Source organism: Neolewinella agarilytica (assembly GCF_900110645.1).
In the GTDB taxonomy this organism is placed as follows: Bacteria; Bacteroidota; Bacteroidia; order Chitinophagales; family Saprospiraceae; genus Neolewinella; species Neolewinella agarilytica.
Window position 1 is genome coordinate 1 of sequence record NZ_FOFB01000035.1, and the last position, 21,936, is coordinate 21,936.

Genomic DNA, 21,936 nt, shown 5'->3' on the forward strand with positions numbered 1-21,936 from the left:
CCATTAAAGTTATAGTCGAAGGCCACAACACCACTCTCACTGAACATAATCCCTTGCTGGGCTCCAAACTCAGAGCCGGTATTGAAGACGGTTGCCTCCGTAGACAATACCATTGCATCGGCCGTAAAGTCAACCGTTATCAGTTGCTCGTCGGAAGGGGGGCTCTGAACTCCGCCAAGGAAAGAAAACAGAATTTCTGTCCAGTTCTCCGGGGCGAAGTCGCCCGTAAATCCAATCGTTGGCTCATCGCCCAAACTCGCCGGAGAGATAGAGTACCGGAAGCGTCCACAACCATCCACGATCGGGCCGTTGCTGGGGTCGTTGTCATCCACCGTGATATCAAACTGGAAGGCGTCCAGCAGCGCTGTATTGCCGGTCAGGAACATCCGGGGAATGAGCAGTGCCTGGCACTCATCATTAAGCGTCAGGTTGATCTCGGAGATACAAGCCAGGTTCGGCTGTTCGAAGCCAACAACGACCGTTACCGTCGTAACGGTCACGTTACCGTTAGCATCTGTTGCCGTAACGGTCAGCTCATTCGTGCCGATGTCAGCACCGGTAAAGGTCAGCGAGCGGTCAAACTCAATGGTAATCGGCTCACCACAGTTGTCCGTGGCGGTCGCCAGATCACCGGTCGTCAGCGTCATCGTGGGCTCACCGTCGGTGAGGGTGAGCATTTGGTCGATAGTGGTGACAACGGGAGCTACTGTATCCGCAATGGTTAATGTGAAGTTGCAAATTGCCTCTTGCCCGTTACCATCAAAAAAGCCAAAGAAAAATGGCCGGGTACCAATATCGTCACAGGTAAGTTCACCTGCAGGTCCACCTACAGCAGTAGGGCCTGCAGCACAGTTATCCGTAAAAGAAACCAACACGCTTTCCAACGCAAAATTTATGTTAGCCAATCCTTCACCATTCTCATCTAAGTACACTGTTGCATCCTGACAAACTACTTCCGGAGGGCTGGTGTCACGAACGTCTAAAGTGAAAGAACAAGAGCTTTCCAGTCCGCTACGATCCGTAATGAACAATTCAATCGTATTTACGCCCAATGGAAGATTGCGCTGATCTCCAATCATAAAATCTCCAACAATGAAATCGAAGGTAAAGTCATCAATGACATTGCCGTCCGCATCAGTGTAGCGCTCCCGGAAAGTAACGGGGTCTCCACAGTTATCACTAGTTAAAAATGTGCCGGGTGTTTCCTGGAAAAGGCAATCATCCCCCACCGAAACAAATGGTGCAATTGCGGCACAGGTAATTGATGGCGGGATAGTATCCAATACCGTCACATTCACCGTACAAACATCACTCACGTTACCCGATGCATCAATATCGGTTTCATAGTAAGTGAAGGTTTCCCCCGCAGCATCACAGTCAAAGGCTACCAGTGGGTCTCCGAGCATCATATCTGCTGGCGGGCAATTGTCCTCCGTAACCAACAATTCACCGGGCGCGATGGAAGCGAAGCCATTCTCATCCAGATAAATGGTTGTATCAGTTACGCAGGAGATAATCACAGGAGCGAGGGTGTCCAATACCGTCACATTCACCGTACAAACATCACTCACGTTACCCTCTGCATCGGTATCGGTTTCATTATAAGTGAAGGTTTCCCCGGCAGCATCACAGTCAAAAGCCACCAGCGGGTCGCCAAGCATCACATCTGCGGGCGCGCAATTGTCTTCCGTTACCAGTAGTTCTCCCGGCGCAATGGACGCAAAGCCGTTTTCGTCCAGGTAGATCGTGGTATCGGTTACACAAGAGATAATGACGGGAGCGGTGGTATCCTGCACCATAAAGACCCGTTCACAGGTAGTCGTTCGGCCGCAATCATCCGTCGCCGTAACCATATAAGTGTAGGTAGTACCTGGCATGTCAGGGTCACCAACGATGATGGGGTCTTCCGAAAAGGAAATGGCGGGTGTCATACCACAACTAGCTGTTGCCACTATACCGTCCGTTGAAATCGCCGGGAACACTCCACAATCAATCAGTGAATCTGTCGGACAAACAATCGTTGGCCCATCGTTCATGATGGTAAAAGTGCGGTTAACTGATACGGGAGAAATAAAACAAGGGGAAGTGGCGCTAAAGGTATAAGTGTACATTGTGCCAGGACAATCCGGGGCCATTACATGGCTAATGACTGGCCCGGTGACCGTTACCTCGGGAGTGATGTTACAATTGGTAGTAACCACTACAAAATCCTCTGCCTGAGCAGGAATATCGTCAGCACAGGTAACCGTACTGTCCGCCAAAAGACCATCAATCAGGGAAATACCAAGAGAAGAAGAATTAATGGTAAACACCTGCTCACAGGAACTCGTTTGGCCACAACCGTCCGTTGCCGTGTAAGTATAAGTATAGGTTGTCCCTGTACAATTTTCCGCCCCCACAATGACTGGTCCCGTTACTTCAACGGTGGGTGTACCACAACCGCTGGTGGCCGTTGCGTTGGCTGCATTCACCATAATATCATCGAAACAGGCAATTAATTCATCTGCCGGGCAGGTGATTTCCGGTGCGGGGCCATCATACATAATGGTATGCCGGAAGAAAATCGAGTCTTCCGCTTCGTTGCCCGCCGCATCGCGGATGACGAGAACATTTATAATGTCTACCGAACAACCCAAAACGCGGTTCTCTTCGTAGGAGTCAACGAAGGCAGCCTGGAAGCCTTCATCGGAGCAGTTGTCGGTCACACAGCCAGTCAGGTCGGCCGTAATGATACGGGAAGCACCCGCAGCAGCGCTAAAACTGCTGAGGTTTCCGATTGGACGAAAAATTCCGTCCGGGCTATTCGCAGAAATAAAATCAGCACATTGGTCTTCACCGGAGAAGGTTTCAGCAAACTCTGTGCAGGTAACCACCGGCAGCGTATTATCCTCCACCGTCACCGTCGTCGTGCACGTACTTGTGGCGATACCATCACTAACGGAAAGGGTTACATTCGTCATCCCCACCCCATAAGGGCCCGCTGGGTCAACACTAAAGGTCAACATATCCATATCCGCATCGGTGGAGCCACCGTCGAAGTCTTCAGCGGAGACGGTCGCCATACAGTCAGCGCCAGCATCGACGGTTACGGCTTGGCAAACCGCATCAGGAGGAGTGTTCATAACAAGGGTTGCCCGAACAACCACTTGCACACCAGCTACATTTTCCTGCCCATCCCGAATATTATAAACATTTACCAAATCTCTCGAATCAGCAGTGATGTTTTCAAAACCAGAGCTGACCAATGAAAGCTCCATTTCACCCAGCTCGCTCCAGTCGTCCGTTACGCAGCTGTTTAAGTCAAGATTATAGATACTTGTTGGCAAGCCTAAACCAACACCAATGATGCCACTACCAGGAATTGGGCCCCAACCACCAGACGGAACATTAGGCATAGTCGTATTAGGGTCCGTTTGTATGGTGGTGGTAAACTCCGTACAGGTAACAACTGGAGGCTCGTTCGCCTGCGTACCCGTTCCACTCACCGTAGGCGTTTCGCCAGTACAGCCGCCAGCAGCATCCGCCTCCCAGGCCGAGGCCGTGGAAGATGGAGGATTAGGCAAACTAGCCAACGTATTGAAAAAGATCACCGCACCACCAGCATTGGCACCGCGCATTTCCCAACGATTTTCGGTGTCGTTGAAAACGATCTCCAACCCCTGGGCGGCATTAGAGAAAGTATTGCGCGTACCGTCATTACCCGTTGGTATAAAGCCCAGCATACCACCAATACAGGGGCTGTCAAAAGTTACCCCATTAAAGGTCATCGGGTCGCTGTCACAGCCATCGGGCATGCCGTCCATGTCCATGTCAGCGTTATCATCAAAACCCGGACATATGTCATTATCATCACAGACACCGTCCATATCGGTATCTCCACCCAGAGCAGCACAAGGATCTCCGCCGCCCATGTTTTGGGTGCCGGTGCCGCTTACGGTAGCCATCCCACAGCCAGCGAGCGCTGCGGTTTCATTATAAGGCTCTGTGGCAGAGTCTGGCGGATTAGGACTAAAAGTATTTGGACCGGTCTCAAACAGCCTGTCGCCAGGATTGGGGCTACCGGGTAAACCTATGACCCAGTTCCCACTGGTTTGATCATAAAAAATACTTAGAATCGGATTACCAATTCCGTTAATTGATTCATTTCCGTAGATATTCCTGCCAGTAGCGTCCGTCCCCATGAAAGTCATGGAAAATGCTGGACCTAAACAAGGGTTATCGATTTCTACCGTCATCCCCGCCTGTCCGAAAAGACCAGTAGTAAACAACAAGCAAAAGATAAAAAGTGTCGTAAAAATTTTCATATGCTGAGATTATAAAAAGGTCGTAAAACGCAAAAGGAGGCGCTAAGCCTCGGTATTTTGCTCCTTCTTGCATTTGGGCGCTGAACGCAGGTGCAGAGAAAGGATTAAATAAGCAATGGCGAAGCCGGTCATCCCGTCTTCACCATAATAAAGGCCTCATTCTGGAGGCGGATGATCTCCCGTTGGGAGAGTTGTTCGTTCGGCAGCAGGAAACATCTCTTCAATTGGTCGCTGTGCCCTTCGTGCAAGCCCTCCAGCGAGGTCAATTTATTTCTGGAGGCACAAAGTGTTTTCAGATTAATCAGCTTTCGTAGCGGCTTCAGGTCAGTAAGCTTGTTCTGCTGTACATAGAGTTCTTCCATTTCGGTCAACTCATCAATGCCTTTCAGCGAACTAATGGCATTATCGTACAGATACAGATGCTTTAAGGCCTTGAGCCCGGATAATTCTTCTACTCCTTCAATGGCACAATTCGTTACCGAAAGAAAACTGACATGGTCTAATACAGCCACCCCTGAAAGGTTCGTCAGCCGGATGCTCAGGTTAGCACTCTGCGCACCCGGCCCGGCAAACCGTAGGTTTTCCAGCTGATAACGTAGTGACAGCAAGTCATCGTCACCCAACATCTCCGTCGTTGGGCCTTTACCAAAAGTGGCTTCGTTAAAGGCCAACTGCCATTGCTCTTCCAGCCCGGCCCACCATTGGCGGGCACAAAGCAATTCCTTCGACATTGTTCTGGCGGTACTACTGCTCAAATCGGTTCAGGATTAGTTACGGCTGGGAAAAACCCCCACCAGGGCGATAATCATCGTCACCGACAAGAAAGGGGATTGGTTTGAAAAGGCAAGGCTCCCGCCACCGATATTTCCACTGGTCCCTGTATTCAGGGTAGCACCATTGGGGGCTGTATCCGTGAAAATTGTTTCTCCAAGGGCGTTGAAGGCCAGGTATCGGTCCGTTCCAATGGATTGGTTGCCAACGGCTCCTCCTAATTGGATAGTAGGGCCTGGAATTTGAGGCAGGTTAGCGGTAGTAAGCGTGGTGGACGAGTTTCCACCTTTTTGTCCCAAACTTACAGAGGGAAGGCCTGGCCCAGAACCTGGCCCGACCATACTTCTGCCCCGGAGATCTGGAAGCCCGAAAGTTGTCCGGCCATCACCGCCATAAGTAGTTCCGAGAATGGAGAAAAGTGCAGTGTTTTGAGCAATAGCTAATAACTGGCCTTCACATTTAGCCCAGCCGCGGGGGGCAAAGTTGCCGCCAAAAGCTATAATTTGTCCGATAAATGGTGTCATAATTTGAGTGTATGTGTTTCTGGTAAATGTGTGCTTAGGCGGGGAAGCTTAACAAGTGGCGACTAATGTAGTCTGGCCACCAAACGCCCCTTGGTTTTACTCAATGAAATACGGTTACCCGTAGCGTCCGTGAAGTCCAGAACCCCCGCTGCAGAATGGTTGATTTTTTGAACCTTGGTAAGCATACCGGCAACTTCCGCTGAATAGGGATACTCCGCCAGCAGTTGATGAAACTCGCTTAACATTTCCTGCTCTTCAACCTTCAGGCTGATAGAGCTCACTCCGTTTGCCAACGCAAAAGCGGAGGTACCTAAACCAAGGGTAAGAACCGAGGCTTGCGCCACAAATTTTCGTCTGTCCATGTAGATTATGCTTAAACGCATACCTGCTGAGTACTAAATAACTCAAAACCAGGCACCTGATTAAGCAATAAATATACCATACTCAGAAGCACAAATCAGGCCTTAATCCACTGTTTCCCCCCTCTTACCCCACAAAACAGGTATAAATACCTACTCCTAAGGTAAATCAACGGCTTGTTTGGATCAACCCTCCCCCAACAACATCATCTCCCTCGTAGAAAACAGCGCTCTGGCCCGGAGCAACACCCCGCACATCCGCGTAGAAATCTACGGCAAAACGGTCCGGCGAGATCTGTTCGATTTTGCTCATGGTTCCTGCGTCTTTGTAACGGACTTTCGTCACCAGTTCCAGCCCGTTTGCTGGCAGTTCAGCATACTTCTGCAGGGTAGCGCCGCCCACCATCATACCGTTCCGGATAAGATCATCCACCCGCCCAAGAGTCACTTGATTAGTAGCGGCATCAATCTTCGTTACGTACATAGGTTCGCCGAAGGCGATGCCCAGTCCTTTTCGCTGACCGATCGTATAAAACGGGTAGCCATCGTGAGTACCCAACACTTTGCCGTCAACACCAACAAATTGCCCGCCTGCTACCTGGGTTTCCAGCTCCGGCAACCGTCGCTTTAAGAAGCCCCGGTAATCATTGTCCGGCACGAAACAAATTTCAAAGCTCTCCGCCTTTTTACTCAATTCTTCATAGCCCCAATCATAGGCCAGTTGACGTACCTCCGGCTTAGTCATATGCCCCAGCGGAAAGCGGCTGCGGGACATACATTCCTGACTCAGGCCCCAGAGCACGTAGCTTTGGTCTTTATGCGCATCCGCACTCTTGCGTACGTGCCAGCGACCGGCATCCGTCTGATTCAACTGAGCGTAGTGCCCCGTAGCGATGAACTCACAGTCCATGGCATCGGCCCGCTTTAGCAACGCACTCCACTTGATGTGGGTATTGCAAAGTACACAGGGATTGGGCGTCCGGCCAGCCATGTATTCATCCACAAAGTTGTCGATGACATGGTCACCAAACTCCTCCCGTATATCGATAATAAAGTGAGGAAAACCCATATTAACGGCCACCGAACGGGCGTCGTTAATGGAGTCCAGGCTACAGCAGCCCGTCTCTTTCTTTGACCCGCCGCTGTTGGCGTAATCCCAGGTTTTCATCGTGATTCCTACGACTTCATAACCCTGCTCATGCAGCATCATGGCCGTTACGGTGCTATCAATCCCGCCGCTCATCGCCACGAGTACACGTCCGTGCTTACTCATAATTATTATTTTTCGCAGAGGTTCAAGGGCCTCGCCAAAATGTGGTCTGTTGGTTTGCTGGTACTTTTGTCTTCCGTAGTACCGGTTTTCCAATCAGTGTGCAAAGGTAACGCTTGTGAGGAAGTACAGGTTGCTTAGTTTAGGCTACAAAAGCAATCATTGCTCCTTAGTCCTTTTATTTGCACCTGCGGTAGCGCCAAAAATCGCTTATGTTTGCTTTGGCCAGGGTAATTCCCTCGCTTTTCTTCTCCCTCAACTCCTATCACTATCCTTCCAGCTCTACTATTCAGCCTCTTTTTTATTCTCCCGGCCTGGTGGCTGTGGCAGCGTGACCGTCGGGCCTGGGCGGCCATTCCACTCGGTATTTGCGTGCTTCTGCTCATTTTAACTATTTCCATTAAGATTCAGGACGTAAACCACCTTCAGGCCGGACATGACATTGAGGTGCTACTTCAGGAACTAAGACAGCCCGACCTCTGGTCAGACAGCGACCTGGCCGATAGCGAAGAGCAGCTGTTCCTCGCGTCTACCGCCAGTCAGGCCCTCTACCGGGCCATCCCCTACGCTCCGGAACGTAAGGGTGCCATTGATTCCACCCTGTATGTTTTGGCAGAATGGGCTACCCGGAAAGGGAACCTCAGGCAGTGGGGCCGGGGAATTGACTGGGACCGGGAGATATTCTTCCTCGCCCACGCCGGTGCCATCGCCGGCCATTATCAACTGGCCACTAACGATGAGGCTTCCTTCGGGGAAGCTTTTCGCGCCATCGGGAATCATCTGGGTAAACGGATGCAACGCGGTCGCTACAAACACCTCTTCAGCCGGAGGGGTGAGGACTTCTTCCGCCCGGCGGACAACGCCGCTGCCCTCTACACCCTCTCCCTTTACGACCAACTTTACGGCACCCAATTTCTTGCCCCCACCTTCGAAGACTGGTCCGGGTACGTAGAAGATGAACTCTATTACGCCGAGGCTCGTATCCCTTGTTCTGCCTTCAACGCGACCAACCGCTGCCACCTGGAACCCAGTGCCTCCGCCACCGGCCTTTACATTGCTTACCGGGCTGCAGCAGCTCCTGATCTGGTTGAAAATGACATTCCCTGGCGGGAATGGCTGCACTACTTCAAGCGCAGTAGTTTAAGCCCTTTCTCTATGAGCGTGCGCTCCAACATGCGCAAGGGCCAGGAAACCCGCTTCTGTAATCTGGGGGCCGCTCCGATCGATTGCAACAGACACGAAAGCGCCATCGGACTCTGGGCTGCGGCGGAATATGATGCTGAATTCACCTACTTCCGCCTGTTTTCAACCGTCGTTTTCCGGCGCTGGTTTTATCCCGCACCTGATTACGCCAGCCAGCGACCCGCACAGCGAATCAGCCGATTGACAACGGTGGCCCTGCGGGCGATTGGGGAAGGGAAGAGGTAGACGGTAATCGGTAGTATGGTAGACGGTAGCCTGTAGGTTAGTGGTTGGAAGATTTTTGCGCTACCGTCTACCACACTACCGTCTACCACACTACCGATTACAGTCTACCGTCTACCATACTACCGTCTATTTTCCTTCCCACATCCCCGCATCCAGCCCGGGGATGATCTTCAGGGCGTTTTTGTAGTATAGCTTTTCGAGTACTTCGTCGGGCAGGTCGAGGCCGTACATTTTCCAGAACGCGTGGTAGCGTTTGTAGTAGGGAAAGTATTCATCGTCAGTTTCCAGGACGCGGAAGTAAGTGGGGTATTCCTCCGGCTTGTAGCTGTCTTTGCCAAAGAGCACCCGATCCTGGTATTTGGCGAAGAAACGGTTAGCGGCCCTGGGTTGGCGGCCTAGTTCAGCGATGACGGCTCCGATTTCTACGTAGAGGTTGGGAATATCGTCCAGCAGCTCCCCGAGTTTTTCCAGGTTATTGGGGTACCAGGCCATGTGAGCGGCAATGAAGGTGGTGTTTTTGTGGCGGCGGAAGATGTCGTGCGCTTCACCGATGATGGTTTCCCAGCTGGCGGGGTTGTCCGGCCCGCGCTTGCGGCCGGGGCGGAGCTTGAGCTCGAGCCAGCGTTCGTTGTTCGCATCGTGGGGTTGCCAGAAGGCGGGAGGGTCCGCCGAATGGATCAGGACGGGAAAACCGAGTTCGCCGGCTTTAGCCCAGATGGGGTCGAGGCGCGGATCATTGATCCGGATGCGATTACCGGCTTTATCGGTATTGGTCATCCCCTGAGACTTATAGATCTTGAGCCCGCGAGCGCCAATGGAGGCGTCATAGTCGAGTTGTGCCAGGGTAGCCTCCAGAAAGTCGGGATCGTCAATGCTTCGAATATTGATATTAGTAAAGCAGACGATTCGGTCCTGATAGCCGGACTTATTAATGTTATCCATCATTCCCTTGAGGGCCTTCCCTCCCCTACCGCTCAGGTTAACGACTACCTGCATATTGAGGCTGTCCATCTCGCGAATGAGTTTATGGAGGTCTTGTTTTTCCATCCGCCAATGGTGGCTGTGTACATCGACGAAGGGGAAGCTGGCCGACATCGGGTGGTGCTCCGGTACGACCAGAGAACTGGGCGGATCGTAACTTTCAAAATCAATGTGCAGGCTCGTATCGATGGGCGTACGCTGTGCCATCAGGGACAAAGAAGTGAGGATAAAAAGAAGGGGCAGGAAAAATTTATGGCTCATGGAGGCTAAGGTACACAGCCACCGTCGTTCCCCCGCTCCGTTAACCAATTCTTTGCACCTGCGCGCCGTCGCCCGCATCTTTTCGGGTACAAGTACAGATGTACCCGAAAATGCTGGTTCCGGCAGTTTCGGCAACCTTTTCACCCGGTTTCGGGTATAAGTACAGATATACCCGAAAAGCTATTGCGGCGCCTAAGCGCAGGTCCAAAAAAAGGTAGAAGAGCAAAGGGAAAACCGGCTCATCTTCTGCCGCTAAAACGTCCTTCGCTGCCCCGGCTAATAAACTAACCCGTGAATTATCGTAGGTTTGCACCCCGGTTTTAGAACCAACTGTTTATGATCACCATTATTTCAGGCACCAACCGCCCCGGCAGCAAAACGCTGCAATTTGCCACAGCTTCTCTGGAGTTGCTGAGCGAAATGGACGAAGACGTACAACTGCTCGACCTGGCCACCATTGCTCCGCAATGGCTCCATACCGGCATGTATACTCCAGCAGATATTACGCCGGAACTTTTGGACATACAGAAACGATTCGTTCTCAACGTCGATGCTTTTGTCATCATCGTTCCGGAATACAACGGCAGTTACCCCGGGATGATGAAGCTCTTCATTGACGCTATATCCGTAAACGAGTACCCGTCGAACTTTAAAAACAAGGCCTTTGCCCTGATAGGTGTTGCCTCCGGCCGCGCCGGAAATCTTCGGGGTATTGACCACCTGGCCGACACCATCGCCCACATGGGCGGATGGGTCTTGCCCAACAAATTACCCCTCAGCGGCGTTGAAGCCCTCCTGAACGAAGACGGAAAAGTGACCGACGAGGCCACTCTTACGTCCCTAAGGTCCAGCGCTGAACAACTTATTGCCGCTCGCAACCGTAACCTTATATACAAGTAATCCCACACGATACCTCCCATGGCTAAAAATTTATTGATTGTCGAGTCGCCGGCCAAAGCGAAAACCATTGAAAAAATTCTGGGGAAAGACTTCACCGTGAAGTCCTCCTTTGGCCACGTTCGCGATTTGGATAAAGGTGATGGCGCCGTTGATGTCGCCAACGACTTTAAGCCTCGCTACGTCGTCTCTCCCGAAAAGCGCCGGGTAGTTAAAGAGCTTAAAACGGCCATGGGAAAAGCCGACGAAGTCTGGCTCGCAACGGATGAAGACCGCGAAGGAGAAGCCATCAGCTGGCACCTTTGCGAAGTACTCAAACTCCCCGTTGAAACCACGAAACGCATTGTTTTCCGGGAGATTACCGCTCCGGCCATCACCTCGGCCATCCAGAGTCCACGCCTCGTTGACGTTAACCTCGTCAACGCCCAGCAAGCACGCCGCGTACTCGACCGTCTGGTGGGTTTTGAGTTGAGTAACGTGCTGTGGAAAAAAGTAAAGTTCGGCCTCAGTGCCGGGCGCGTACAATCCGTCACCGTAAAGCTCGTCGTTGAGCGGGAACGGGAGATCATGGCCTTCGAAGCCAAGCCATTCTTTCGGGTAAATGCCATCTTTACCGTTCGTAATGAACAGGGAAGAACCGTGCTGCTGAAAGCAGAAAGCCCCGATCGCTTTGACGATAAAGCAGGCGCTGAAGGCTTCCTGAAAAAATGTGTCGGTGCAGAGTTCAAGATCAACGACATTGAAGTAAAACCCGCCAAGCGTAAGCCCGCGGCGCCCTTCACGACCTCTACGCTGCAGCAGGAAGCCAGCCGGAAACTCTACATGAACGTGGAGCGGACGATGCGCGTCGCCCAGCGACTCTACGAAGCCGGTCTCATCACCTACATGCGTACCGACAGTGTGAATCTGTCTGAAACCGCTCTTGCGGCCATCGAGAAAGAGGTCAAGTCGGCCTTTGGCGACAATTACAGCCAGGTGCGCCGCTTCAAAAGCAAGAAAAAAGACGCCCAGGAGGCGCACGAGGCCATTCGCCCGACCTACATCGACCGCCACAGCACGAACATTGGTGATCGCGACGAGCAACGCCTCTACGAGCTGATCTGGAAGCGGACTATCGCCAGCCAGATGGCCGACGCTCAGCTGGAGAAAACCACGGTAAACATCGGTATCTCGACCGTCCCCGATGCGCGGCTGCGCGCGCAGGGCGAAGTGCTCAAGTTCGATGGCTTCCTTAAGGTTTACCTGGAGAGCAAGGACGATGATGATGACGATGATGCCCAGGACGACGGCATCCTCCCACCCCTCAGCAAGGGGCAGGTGCTGCCACTGGGAGAAATGACGGCAACCCAGCGATTCACCCGTCCTCCGGGCCGCTACACACAGGCCAGTCTGGTTAAGAAACTCGAAGAACTCGGCATTGGCCGCCCGTCTACCTACGCCCCTACGGTCTCCAAAATTATGGACCCGAAGCGCGGCTACGTGACCAGCGAAACCCGTGAAGGGAAAGAACGTCAATATGACGTACTCACGCTGAAGGACAACTCCGTCAGCAGTGAAACCAAGACGGAAATGACCGGCGCGACGAAAAACCGCCTCTTCGCCAGCGATATCGGCATGGCCGTCTCTGACTTCTTAGGAGAGCACTTCGATGAAGTGATGGATTACCGATTCACGGCAGACATCGAAGATAAGTTTGATAACATCGCTGAAGGTCAGGTTACCTGGACGCAAATGCTGGAGGATTTCTACCATCCTTTCCACGAAAAGGTAGAAGACACGACCGAAAATGCGGAACGCGTAAGCGCCGAGCGAAAAATCGGAACAGACCCGGATACCGGCCGAACCGTATTGGTTCGCCTGAGCCGCAATGGTCCCGTTATCCAACTCGGTGCACCGGACGAACTGCTCCCCGACGAGAAACCAAAATACGCTAACCTCCCTCCGGGCATGAGCATGGAGGAGGTAGACATGGACATTGCCATGCCCCTCTTCTCTTTGCCCAAAGTGCTGGGGGAGGTAGACGGTCAGGAAGCTGCCGTAGGCATTGGCCGCTTTGGCCCTTACGTTCGCTGGGGAGACAAATTCATCAGTCTCGACAAAGGGGAAGACCCCCACTCCGTCGACATGGCCCGCGCCAAGGAGCTGATTGCCGCCAAGAAAAAGGCCGATGCTCCCGTGATGACCTACAAAGGGTTGGACGTTACCCGTGGTGCCGGTCGCTTCGGCCCTTTCCTGAAGTGGAACGGTATGTTCATCAATATTCCCAAGCGCTACGGTGATCCGGAATTATTGACCCAGGATGCCATGATCGAACTCCTGCAGGCCAAGGAAGAGAAGGAGGCTAACCGCTACATCCAACGCTTCCCGGAGGAAAAGATCGACGTCGAGCAGGGCCGTTGGGGTCCGTTCATCCGCTTCAAAAAGAAGTCCATCAAGATTCCGAAGAATAAGAAGGGCGAACGCATGACGCGCGAAGAAGCCGCCGAGCTTTCCATCGAGAAGGTGAAGAAATTCATCGAGCTCGAAATGCCCGACGCCTTTAAGGTGAAGAAGAAAAAGAAAGCTGCGCCTAAGAAAAAGAAGGCTCCGGCGAAGAAGAAGTAGTATTGTAGCCGGTAGTATTGTAGTAATGTAGGCCGTCGTTGGAGGCGTTACAGTATCACAATACTTCCTCTCCTGCCGAACGGCAACACTACACTACTACATTACTATATTACTACAATACTCCCCCCATGGCTGACGAAAAAAAAGCCCCCAAACAGAATCAGCTTAACATCGAGCTGCCCGAAGACATTGCCGAAGGCATTTACAGCAACCTCGCCATCATTGCCCACAGCAATAGCGAGTTTGTGGTAGACTTCGTACGCATCGTCCCCAATGCCCCCAAAGCCAAGGTGAAGAGCCGTATCATCCTTACCCCGCAGCACGCCAAGCGGCTGCTGTCTGCGCTGGCCGATAACGTACAGAAGTTCGAGAAGCAGTTCGGCCCCATTGGCGAACCTACTGGTGGCAATAATGGCCCGAACTTCCCGCCCATGAGCTTTACGCCTACGGCGCAGGCTTAGGGAGGGATAGAAGCTGGGAGTTAGAAGCTAGTTTTCTAATTCCTGGCTCCTGGTCTTCAGCTGCTGATACGGCGCAAACGCAGGATGCAGAGGATGTTGAAGAAGCAAAGTAAAAAACACCCTCAACTATTTCCCTAATCCGGCAATGGATGTATATTTGCAGCCGCTTTGGGAATGAGGGTTATTACAACCCCATCCATCTCCGCAACTTTTCGTGAATGCACGCTTGTTTCGGAGAAGAAAATAAGCAAAAGGGTCGATTAGCTCAGTTGGTTTAGAGCGTTGCATTGACATTGCAGAGGTCACTGGTTCGAGCCCAGTATCGACCACCCCCGATTTACCCCCGTTTGTTCTTCGGAGCAATCACTTTTACATCCACTCGGGATGTGGCGCAGCCCGGTAGCGCACACGCCTGGGGGGCGTGGGGCCGCAGGTTCGAATCCTGTCATCCCGACCAAGCTCAGAAAGGTCAGTTCGCGATAGCGGGCTGGCCTTTTTGCTTGTGTATTCTGTCGGAAGCGAGCGCAGCGAGTTTCCGTAAAGAATACACAAGCAAAAAGGCCAAACTCTTCATGGAGTTGACTTTTCTGAGCTTGAGGCCTCCCCCTCAAACAGGATCACGCCCGGAGCGTAGCGGAGGGCGTAATCCTGGCATCCCGGCCAACCTAAAGGCCAAACAGCTTCAAGCGCGAAGCACGTGACGAAGGAACCATCCTGGCATCCCGACTACGTTAAACATGGGCCATCCCGAGTACGAAGTACAGCGCAGCTAATTTTGACCCGTTCCGAGCGTGCGGACCGACATTGTAGGCGCGTAAATCATCGCTTCGCTCGATTCCCACTCCCAAAATGATCGTTCCGACCGCCTCCACTTGAAATCGAAAGTCGGGGCGGAGACGGTTGGACCAAAAAACTTGGGATGACTCCTGTTTTCAACTTATCCAGCCTCTCCGTTATCGGGCCACCGCGCTGTGAGCAACGGAGCTTTAGTTCTTCCCGGGCCCGTACACGCGCGGGAGCGCGTGGTGACCGGGCCACTGCTTCTCTAGCTCCCTTTGCACCTGCGTCCGCGCCCCCATTTATCTACCGCAACGCCCACCGCCACCCCCAAAACCAGCGCCGCCCCTGATTGGAGGCATACACGTAAGTCGGGTCAAAAGCCAGCGCCTGGGGGTTATTCGCAGTGGGAATAACGCTGCCGTCTTCGGCAAAATCAACGTCGCGATCGAAGGGATCAAAGGAGCGGGCAATGCTGTTGGCCGGAGGGGTGTAGTTGAGCAGATTTTTAATACCGCCGTAGATCTCCATGCCGTTAGCAAAGGTTTTGGTCGCCTGGAGGTTCTGGATAGAAAACCAGGGCGACTGGGCCAGGCGCTGATCCAACTCGCCCAACAGCGGAAGATCCATCGGGCCGTAGACGTTACCCGTGTAATCGAACTTCAGGTGCCGCGTGAGCCAGGGCACGCTGATGCGCCAGACGGCCGAGAAGGTCTCCGTCAGCAGCTGCCGGTCGCGAACGCCATCCTCCTCAGTAAACACGTCCTGCAGCGTAGCGCCCAGGTTGACATTTGTGCCGCCCGCCGTGCTCCAGTCCAGGCTCAGGCTGACTCCCCGGCTAACGGCCGAGCCCTCCAGATTAGCGTAAATAATGGCGTTGACGTCCGTCTCGTAGTCCGGCAAAATCCGGTTATTGAAGAAGGTGTAGAAGGCCGTGGCGTCGAGGCCGATGACGCTCTTCGACTGGGTGTAGAACTTGCGGACGTAGTTGAGGTTAGCGTTCCACGAACGCTCGGGCAACAGCTCTTCGGCAAAGATGACCTCCCGGGCGCCGGAGAGGGCGGCGTGATCTTCGGTAAACACATTCGCCACCCGGTAACCATTGCCCAGGCTCAGGCGAAATACATCAATATTGTGCTTTGAATTCCATTTATAGTTCAGCCGGGGCGTCAGGATATTTCCGTGAAGGGAGTTATGGTCATAGCGCAGCCCCATCAGTAAAGTGTGGTGATCATTGAGCCGCCATTCATCCTGGAGAAAGGCACCCGGCAGGTGGATGCGGGAAGGTTGGTTGACGTTCGCATCGTCGCCAAAACCCGCCGTAACGGGCGTGTTATCATCATACCAGGTGTAGCGGTAGGAGCTGCCCATCAAGAGGTTATGGCTGCCCAGGGTCTTATTCCAGGTCAGCTGCCCGAAGCCGACGTATTGCTGAGCGATGTAGACCGTTTCGCCGTAGACGGAGTTCTGATCATGGCCGTTGGCCGAGAACTGAAAGGTGAGGTTTTCTCGGGTAGGCAGTTGGTAGGTACCGAAGGTTTCCCAACGATTGGTATAGATGCTTTCACCGTAGACCTCGTTGCCGCCCCGGTGCAGGCCTTTGTCCCAGTTCAGCTCTCCGCCGAAGCGATCTTCGTAGACGTAGCGACCAGCGAGGGTAAAGAGCTTGCCGTTTTTGCGGTCGAAGGACCATTTATTGAAAACGGAAATTCGATCCTGCAGGGTGACGTCCGTGAAGCCGTCTCCGTTATTATCCTTGGGTTGCTGGTAATTAAAGTAGTTGATGCCCAGGAGCGAGTGGGCGCGCTCCCCCACCCTGGCCCGCAGGCCCAGATCAGTATTGACTTCGCCCCAGCCGGAGACCATGACGTCGGCTGCCACCACGGGAGCCTCCTCGGGGTCGAGGGTGATGACGTTGATCACGCCACCCACCGCTTCGGAGCCGTAGAGCGTGGAAGCGGGGCCCTTGACGACTTCCGTACGGGCAATCATACTTTGGGGAATACCGGTCAGGCCGTAGACGGTAGACAAACCGCTCACGATTGGCATTCCGTCAATGAGTACCATGGTGTAGGGTCCTTCCAGTCCGTTGATGTGGATGTCTCCGGTATTACAGACCGCGCAGTTCAACTGCGGGCGAACACCGTTGACGTTCTGTAGGCTTTCAAAAACGCTCGGGGCCGGGTTGGCGCGGAAGAACTCTGCAGTGTAGACCTCAACGGGGACCGGGCTGTTGGCCCGGCTGACGGCCTTCATGGTGCCGGTGACGACGACTTGATCGAGCATAGCGGAACTTTCCTCCAGCTGTATCTCCAGTATTTTAGTCTCGCCTCCTTTCAATGAGACCTTTATCCCTTGCTTCGTATAGCCCAGCGCACTGATGCTTAAGGTATACTGACCGGCACTGAGTCCGGAGATTTTGAAGTTACCGTCTACATCCGCTACTACACCCCCGTCATTTGCTTGCAGGGCAATCGTCGCCATCGGGATGCCCGCTCCCTCAGCGTCCGTTACCAATCCGGAGATTGAGGACTGTTGTGCTGAGAGGCAGAAGCTGAGCAAGTGGACGAGCAAAAGAAGTCGAAAAAACAGGGACATGGCTGAGTTTGAGGTTATAATCCGTGGTAGAAACTCCCACAAATATACACTTGACTAACTAAAAAGTTAGACTAATCTAACTTTTTAGTTAGTTATCACAAATACTGCTACGTGAAGTGACCAGACGCGGCTGCTTCCACCCTTTCTCTGCACCTGCGGTAGCGCTAAACTATCATGATGAAAAGCCCCACCAATAAAAAAGATAGCATTACTATCAACTTTTTAAAAAAATAGCTGTTTGCCCAGCTATGGCAATCCAGGTAAGAATTCTCCCGGCCCCCGACCTTTATTTACGTGACCCTCAGGATACGGAGTTGGGGCGTCGAATTTTATCTACCAGCATCCGGCTCATGGACGAGTTGGGACTGGAGGCTTTCACCTTTAAAAAACTAGCCAAGGAACTGAGCTCAGCGGAAGCCAGTGTGTACCGCTATTTCAGCAGTAAGCATCAGCTGTTGCTTTACCTGGTGAGTTGGTACTGGGACTGGGTCCATCACCTCGTCAATCAGGCCATCGCCGGAGAACCAAGCCCCATTGCGCGACTGCGGGCAGCCGTGAGTGCGCTTACCCGTCCCTTTATTTCCAACCCCGGCGTCCCGTACATCGATGAACACCTGCTGCATCAGCTCGTCATCAATGAAGGCTCTAAAGCCTATCATACCAAGATGGTAGACCAGGAAAACAACAAGGGCCTCTTTCTTGGTTACAAAAGCCTCACCGCCGAGATCAGCAACATGCTATTGGAGATCAACCCCGATTTCTCTTACCCGCACAGCCTGGCCTCCTCTCTTTTCGAGATGGCCCATAATCATCCCTACTTCGCAGAACATCTTCCCCGCTTAACGGATTTAAAGAAAAGCAAGCACCTCAGCGAAGAGCTCGATGAGATGCTGTGGTTCTGGGTCACCAGGTTGTTGGGATTATCGCTTGAAGTCCCCCAAAGCCAAAACGTCGTTGACCGACAAATCGAATAATTCCGCTGCGCCATAAGTACATACAGCGAAACCATTTTGCGGTAGTTTTTATTGAGCGCAGAACTTTCTATATCAGTAGTTACACACTTCATCAGCCAAATTCACTTTTTATGAGTCAGACTTCCACAACAGGCATTTCCGGTAATTGGCGCAGTGACCTGCCAGCCAGTATCGTTGTCTTTTTTGTTGCCTTACCGCTTTGCCTCGGTATTGCCCTGGCCAGTGGTGCGCCCTTATTTTCCGGTTTAATTGCGGGCATTGTAGGGGGTATTTTGGTTGGTGCCTTATCTGGTTCTCAGATTGGGGTCAGCGGCCCGGCCGCTGGATTGGCCGCCATCGTACTTACTTCCATTGGTACACTGGGTGGATTCGAGAACTTCCTGGTGGCCGTGGTTTTAGGCGGTTTCATCCAGATTGGATTTGGCGTGCTCAAAGCAGGCGTCATCGGTTATTACTTTCCTTCGGCGGTGATTAAGGGAATGCTTACCGGCATTGGCCTCATCATCATTCTGAAACAGATTCCCCACTTCTTTGGGTGGGATGCTGATCCGGAAGGCGATGTAGCCTTTAATCAGGTCGACGGGGAGAACACCTTCACGGAGATCATGAATCTTGGAGAACACATCAGCCCCGGCGCAACGATTATTGCGGTTATTGCCTTAGCTATTTTGCTGTTGTGGAGCATAGTGCTCAGTAAAAAAGGTAAAATTTTCACCCTCATCCAGGGTCCGTTGGTAGCCGTAGCTGCCGGCATCATTTTCTACATACTCACCAAAGACAACGAAGCGCTCGCTATTTCCAGTGAGCACCTCGTACAGGTTCCCGTACCGGATTCCTTTGATTCTTTCCTGGGCCAGTTCACCTTCCCGAATTTCGGTGCCATCACCCAACCAGCCATCTGGGTTACCGCCTTTACGATCGCCCTGGTCGCCAGTCTGGAAACACTCCTTTGTGTGGAAGCCACGGACAAGCTTGACCCCGCAAAGCGGATTACCCCTACCAACCGCGAATTGTTGGCTCAGGGAGCAGGTAACGTGGTATCGGGCCTGATTGGCGGATTGCCCATTACCCAGGTAATTGTTCGTAGTTCGGCTAACATTCAGTCTGGTGGTCGCACTAAATTTTCCGCCATCTTTCACGGTTTCCTGCTATTGATTTCGGTGATTCTCATCCCTACTCTGCTCAATAAAATACCGCTTTCCGTACTGGCAGCCGTTCTGTTGATTGTCGGGTACAAACTGGCCAAGCCTTCCACCTTCAAGGCGATGTATGCTGCCGGACCAAAGCAGTTCATACCGTTTATCGTAACCGTTTTGGGTATCGTGTTTACGGATTTATTGACGGGCATCGGTATCGGCCTTGCGGTAGGCATTGTTATCATTCTGATCAAGAGCTACCAGAACTCTCACTTCCTCAACATTGAGGATAAGAGCAACGGAGTAAACAGAATTAAGATGACGCTGGCCGAAGAGGTGACCTTCTTTAACAAAGCCAGTATCCTGCGGGAACTCGATTCTCTTCCAGAAAACACTTACCTGGAACTCGACGTACGTAAGACGCGCTACCTGGATTACGACGTTGTAGAGATTCTGGAAGATTTCGCCTACAAGGCCAAAGAGCGTAACATCAACATCAAACTGATTTCTGAGCGTGGCACAGTTGAAAACCCGCCCAGCTATCTGGAATTTTTTGAACTGGCTCCCGCCGCAAGCGCTCATTAATACTTCGGCAAAGCAATTTCAACTGTACTATCAATTTCTGAAAAAACTAATATCACCATGGCAAAGCCAGCATACACCAAAGAAACCCAGGCACAGGTTACCCCAGCTTCCGCTCTACAGGAGCTGATGGATGGAAACGCCCGTTTCCTGAAACAATCACCAGCAGAGCGCTCATTAATCGAGCAGGTCGAACAGACCGCCCAGGGGCAATTCCCCATTGCCACCGTGCTCTGTTGTATTGATTCGCGCATCCCCGTTGAGATCGTATTTGATCAGGGGGTCGGCGATATTTTCACGGCTCGCATTGCGGGTAACTTTGTCAACGATGACATCCTGGGCAGTATGGAGTTTGCCTCCAAGCTGGCGGGTGCGAGAGTAATCATGGTACTTGGACACACCTCTTGTGGTGCCGTTAAGGGTGCTTGCGACCACGCTGAGCTAGGTCTGCTGACACAGATGCTCGATAAGATTATGCCAGCCGTAAACGCCGTAAAAACACCGGAAGGGACAGATCGCAGCAGCAAGAATGCCGCTTTCGTCAATGAAGTAGCTGAAGTAAATGTCCGCCATACTGTTGCCGCCATTACGGAGCGCAGCAGCGTGCTGCGAGACATGGTGGACGCCGGTGAACTTATGGTGGTAGGTGCCATGTATGACGTGGCTTCCGGCAAAGTATCCCTGGTGGAATAAATATAGTTAAGTGCTTTACCGGATAAGGCGCGGACGCAGGATGCAGGGGGAGGTTTTTTAAGCGCCCGGGAACTGGCTCACCCTCCCCCTTTCAAACATTTTCACCCCGTTCAAGCGAATTTGCCACTTAATTCAGTAAATTTGCCGGGTATGAACGTCAATCTTGATCCAACTGCCGATAACCTCCAACCGGAGGACAATGCCATGGAAAGGGCCTTACGCCCGGATTCTCTGGACGACTTTAGCGGGCAGCCCAAGATTGTAGAGAACCTCAAAGTATTCATACAGGCTGCCGTGCAGCGCGGAGACAGCCTGGATCACGTCCTGCTGCATGGCCCTCCGGGCCTGGGCAAAACGACCCTGAGTCACATTATCGCTAATGAACTGGGTGCAGAGATGAAGATGAGCTCGGGCCCCGTGCTGGAAAAAGCCGGTGACCTGGCCGGTCTGCTCACTAATCTCAACGCAGGCGACGTACTGTTCATCGATGAGATCCACCGCCTCAACAATGTGGTGGAGGAGTATCTCTATTCCGCGATGGAAGATTACCGGATTGACATCATGATTGACAGCGGGCCGAACGCCCGCTCCGTACAAATCAGCCTGGAGCCTTTTACCCTCGTTGGGGCAACCACCCGGATGGGCTTACTTACAGCCCCGATGCGGGCGCGTTTCGGAATCAACTGCCTGCTGGATTATTACGATGTTCCTACGCTGGTAAAGATCATTAAGCGCAGTTGCGACATTATGGGAGTTCCCGTCACGGACGACGGAGCCAGCGAGATTGCGCGGCGAAGCCGCGGCACCCCAAGAATTGCTAACGCCCTGCTGCGCCGCATCCGCGATTTTGCCCAAATCAAGGGCGACGGCATCATCGACAAGAAAATCGCTGACTATGGCCTTTCCGCGCTCAACGTAGACGAAGGCGGCCTTGACGAAATGGACAATAAGATCCTTGATGCCATCATCAATAAATTTAAGGGTGGGCCCGTTGGCCTGACGACCATTGCCACCGCCGTTGGCGAAGACGCCGGAACCATCGAAGAGGTTCATGAGCCTTTCCTGATTATGGAAGGCTACCTGCAGCGGACCCCGCGCGGGCGGCAGGCAACAGAGAAAGCTTATCTCCACATTGGTGCTACCCCACCGGGTACCGTAGGGACTTTGTTCGAATTTTAAAGATCGCAAAAAAAGGGAGCTATTTCCGGGGGGACAACCTCCCCTGCGAGCGAAGACTTTGCTGCTTTTTTCAGGCTCTTTTGGCACAGACCAACGTTAAATTTGGTGGAAATTCCCGATATCACCAAGCCCGTATC

General features: G+C 52.6%; 16 protein-coding genes and 2 tRNA genes. 11 read left to right on the plus strand and 7 right to left on the minus strand.

Translation table 11 applies throughout. The features are described 5' to 3' along the window. The 5 genes from BM123_RS21595 to mnmA form a co-directional block, all read right to left on the minus strand. A partial coding sequence (locus BM123_RS21595; RefSeq protein WP_139212030.1) for a hypothetical protein occupies positions 1-4,304 on the minus strand: 4,304 nt, incomplete at its 3' end. 128 nt (positions 4,305-4,432) lie between these two features. After that, positions 4,433-5,059, minus strand: coding sequence for a leucine-rich repeat domain-containing protein (locus tag BM123_RS21600; protein ID WP_139212032.1), 627 nt, complete (start codon positions 5,057-5,059; stop codon positions 4,433-4,435). Between the two features lie 12 nt (positions 5,060-5,071). Continuing rightward, a complete protein-coding gene (locus tag BM123_RS21605; RefSeq protein WP_175489506.1) occupies positions 5,072-5,599 on the minus strand; it encodes a phage tail protein in 528 nt (175 codons plus the stop codon). 62 nt (positions 5,600-5,661) lie between these two features. Further along, complete coding sequence (locus BM123_RS21610) at positions 5,662-5,961, minus strand: hypothetical protein (protein ID WP_090172840.1); 300 nt, start codon at positions 5,959-5,961, stop codon at positions 5,662-5,664. 166 nt (positions 5,962-6,127) lie between these two features. Further along, complete coding sequence (mnmA, locus tag BM123_RS21615; protein ID WP_090172842.1) at positions 6,128-7,231, minus strand: tRNA 2-thiouridine(34) synthase MnmA; 1,104 nt, start codon at positions 7,229-7,231, stop codon at positions 6,128-6,130. A gap of 369 nt (positions 7,232-7,600) precedes the next feature. On the opposite strand from mnmA, the gene BM123_RS21620 reads away from it, so the two are divergent. Further along, entirely contained in the window at positions 7,601-8,656 is a 1,056-nt protein-coding gene (locus BM123_RS21620; RefSeq protein WP_090172844.1) for a hypothetical protein, read from the plus strand. A gap of 126 nt (positions 8,657-8,782) precedes the next feature. Here the strand turns inward: BM123_RS21620 and BM123_RS21625 are convergent, their stop codons facing one another. Then, a complete protein-coding gene (locus tag BM123_RS21625) occupies positions 8,783-9,898 on the minus strand; it encodes an amidohydrolase family protein (RefSeq protein ID WP_090172910.1) in 1,116 nt (371 codons plus the stop codon). Between BM123_RS21625 and BM123_RS24315 the strand changes: the two genes are divergently transcribed. From BM123_RS24315 to BM123_RS21655, 6 genes are all read left to right on the plus strand, one after another. Continuing rightward, complete coding sequence (locus BM123_RS24315) at positions 9,897-10,058, plus strand: hypothetical protein (protein WP_175489507.1); 162 nt, start codon at positions 9,897-9,899, stop codon at positions 10,056-10,058. The two genes, BM123_RS21625 and BM123_RS24315, sit on opposite strands and share 2 nt — an antisense overlap. 176 nt (positions 10,059-10,234) lie before the next feature. Next, entirely contained in the window at positions 10,235-10,798 is a 564-nt protein-coding gene (locus BM123_RS21635; RefSeq protein WP_090172847.1) for an NADPH-dependent FMN reductase, read from the plus strand. A gap of 18 nt (positions 10,799-10,816) precedes the next feature. Continuing rightward, positions 10,817-13,399, plus strand: coding sequence for a type I DNA topoisomerase (gene topA / locus BM123_RS21640; protein WP_090172849.1), 2,583 nt, complete (start codon positions 10,817-10,819; stop codon positions 13,397-13,399). 128 nt (positions 13,400-13,527) lie between these two features. Then, positions 13,528-13,860 (plus strand): DUF3467 domain-containing protein, encoded by a 333-nt coding sequence (locus BM123_RS21645; protein WP_090172851.1) that lies wholly within the window; start codon positions 13,528-13,530, stop codon positions 13,858-13,860. A 254-nt stretch (positions 13,861-14,114) separates the two neighbouring features. Continuing rightward, a tRNA-Val gene (locus tag BM123_RS21650) sits at positions 14,115-14,189 on the plus strand. Positions 14,190-14,240: 51 nt separating this feature from the next. Then, a tRNA-Pro gene (locus tag BM123_RS21655) sits at positions 14,241-14,317 on the plus strand. A gap of 626 nt (positions 14,318-14,943) precedes the next feature. Here BM123_RS21655 and BM123_RS21660 read toward each other — a convergent pair. Next, on the minus strand, positions 14,944-17,235 hold the full coding sequence (locus BM123_RS21660; protein WP_090172853.1) for a TonB-dependent receptor: 2,292 nt from the start codon (positions 17,233-17,235) through the stop codon (positions 14,944-14,946). A 248-nt stretch (positions 17,236-17,483) separates the two neighbouring features. Between BM123_RS21660 and BM123_RS21665 the strand changes: the two genes are divergently transcribed. From BM123_RS21665 to ruvB, 4 genes are all read left to right on the plus strand, one after another. Next, the gene (locus BM123_RS21665; protein WP_090172855.1) at positions 17,484-18,209 is read left to right on the plus strand and encodes a TetR/AcrR family transcriptional regulator; all 726 of its coding nucleotides are present in this window, start codon (positions 17,484-17,486) and stop codon (positions 18,207-18,209) included. Between the two features lie 110 nt (positions 18,210-18,319). Continuing rightward, complete coding sequence (locus tag BM123_RS21670) at positions 18,320-19,930, plus strand: SulP family inorganic anion transporter (RefSeq protein WP_175489508.1); 1,611 nt, start codon at positions 18,320-18,322, stop codon at positions 19,928-19,930. Between the two features lie 57 nt (positions 19,931-19,987). Then, positions 19,988-20,620: a carbonic anhydrase family protein gene (locus BM123_RS21675; protein ID WP_090172857.1), complete on the plus strand. Its 633-nt coding sequence runs from the start codon at positions 19,988-19,990 to the stop codon at positions 20,618-20,620. Between the two features lie 150 nt (positions 20,621-20,770). Further along, a complete protein-coding gene (gene ruvB, locus BM123_RS21680) occupies positions 20,771-21,799 on the plus strand; it encodes a Holliday junction branch migration DNA helicase RuvB (protein WP_090172859.1) in 1,029 nt (342 codons plus the stop codon). The last annotated feature ends 137 nt before the right edge of the window (positions 21,800-21,936 follow it).

What these genes read in the sequence shown, in the direction of transcription:
- BM123_RS21605 (WP_175489506.1), bottom strand. Translation starts at nt 5,599, where the DNA reads ATGACACCATTTATCGGACAAATTATAGCTTTTGGCGGCAACTTTGCC.
- BM123_RS21610 (WP_090172840.1), bottom strand. Translation starts at nt 5,961, where the DNA reads ATGGACAGACGAAAATTTGTGGCGCAAGCCTCGGTTCTTACCCTTGGT.
- mnmA (WP_090172842.1), bottom strand. Translation starts at nt 7,231, where the DNA reads ATGAGTAAGCACGGACGTGTACTCGTGGCGATGAGCGGCGGGATTGAT.
- BM123_RS24315 (WP_175489507.1), top strand. Translation starts at nt 9,897, where the DNA reads ATGGAGGCTAAGGTACACAGCCACCGTCGTTCCCCCGCTCCGTTAACC.
- BM123_RS21625 (WP_090172910.1), bottom strand. Translation starts at nt 9,898, where the DNA reads ATGAGCCATAAATTTTTCCTGCCCCTTCTTTTTATCCTCACTTCTTTG.
- BM123_RS21635 (WP_090172847.1), top strand. Translation starts at nt 10,235, where the DNA reads ATGATCACCATTATTTCAGGCACCAACCGCCCCGGCAGCAAAACGCTG.
- topA (WP_090172849.1), top strand. Translation starts at nt 10,817, where the DNA reads ATGGCTAAAAATTTATTGATTGTCGAGTCGCCGGCCAAAGCGAAAACC.
- BM123_RS21645 (WP_090172851.1), top strand. Translation starts at nt 13,528, where the DNA reads ATGGCTGACGAAAAAAAAGCCCCCAAACAGAATCAGCTTAACATCGAG.
- BM123_RS21660 (WP_090172853.1), bottom strand. Translation starts at nt 17,235, where the DNA reads ATGTCCCTGTTTTTTCGACTTCTTTTGCTCGTCCACTTGCTCAGCTTC.
- BM123_RS21665 (WP_090172855.1), top strand. Translation starts at nt 17,484, where the DNA reads ATGGCAATCCAGGTAAGAATTCTCCCGGCCCCCGACCTTTATTTACGT.
- BM123_RS21670 (WP_175489508.1), top strand. Translation starts at nt 18,320, where the DNA reads ATGAGTCAGACTTCCACAACAGGCATTTCCGGTAATTGGCGCAGTGAC.
- BM123_RS21675 (WP_090172857.1), top strand. Translation starts at nt 19,988, where the DNA reads ATGGCAAAGCCAGCATACACCAAAGAAACCCAGGCACAGGTTACCCCA.
- ruvB (WP_090172859.1), top strand. Translation starts at nt 20,771, where the DNA reads ATGAACGTCAATCTTGATCCAACTGCCGATAACCTCCAACCGGAGGAC.